1 protein-coding gene is annotated in these 1,048 nt (G+C 57.2%); it reads left to right on the plus strand.

The annotated features are described in order from the left end of the window. On the plus strand, nt 1–1,014 hold a 1,014-nt coding region (locus Q4P78_RS09390), incomplete at its 5' end, for an ornithine cyclodeaminase (RefSeq protein ID WP_303340102.1). Nucleotides 1,015–1,048: the final 34 nt, after the last annotated feature.

Consider the following 1,048-nt stretch of genomic DNA (forward strand, 5'->3'; position numbering starts at 1 on the left):
GATGTTGCATCCATGGCACAGTGGATTCAGCGTGACGGCGTTGGGAATATTATTGCCGGTATGGTGAATTTCTTGGAAGAAGATTTCAAGAAATGGCAGAGCTTCGATAAGATTCCGCGCGTAGCATCCCACACCCCCTTCGGCGTGATTGAGTTAATGCCGACCTCAGATAACATCATCTATTCCTTCAAGTACGTGAACGGGCACCCCTCAAACCCTGCACGCGGGTACCAGACCGTAACCGCGTTCGGTCTGCTGGCTGATGTGGATAACGGATACCCCGTTTTCCTCGCGGAGATGACCCTGCTGACCGCCCTTCGTACCGCCGCTGTTTCAGCCATGGTGGCCAAGCACCTGGCGCGCAAGGATTCGCGGAAGATGGCGATGGTCGGCACCGGTTCGCAGTCCGAGTTCCAGGCCCTTGGGATGCGCGCCGTCCTCGGCATTGAGGACCTTGCGGTGTACGATGTTGATCCCGCCGCTATTGAGAAGTTCCGCCGTAATCTGGAGCCACTAGGGTTCAGGATTCATGCCGCATCCAGCGTGGACGAGGCCGTTGCAGACGCCGATATTATTACCACCTGCACCGCCGATAAACAGCAGGCAAAGGTGCTTCTAAATTCGCAGGTGAAGCCCGGCGTGCATCTGAATGCTATTGGAGGCGACTGCCCCGGCAAAACCGAGCTGGAAAGCGAGATTTTGGATCGTTCAACCGTGTTCGTGGAGTTCCCGCCGCAGACCCGCATCGAGGGTGAAATTCAGCAGAAGGACCCGGACTTCCCGGTGGTGGAGTTCTGGAAGGTTCTGACCGGCGAGGAGCCCGGGCGCGTCTCGGATGAGCAGATTACTCTCTTCGATTCGGTGGGCTTTGCGATCGCTGATTTCTCGGGTCTGCGTTATGCGCGTGCAGCAACTCAGGGTACCGATCTGCAGCAGTTCATTGACCTGGTGGCAAACCCGGACGATCCGAAGGATCTTTTCTCGCTCGTGAACGTGAACGTTCCGGTGGGCTAGGGTCTACTCCTCCACACAACACCGCGAGCAGGTG

It is taken from the genome of Rothia sp. (in: high G+C Gram-positive bacteria) (assembly GCF_030540545.1).
Taxonomy (GTDB): domain Bacteria; phylum Actinomycetota; class Actinomycetes; order Actinomycetales; family Micrococcaceae; genus Rothia.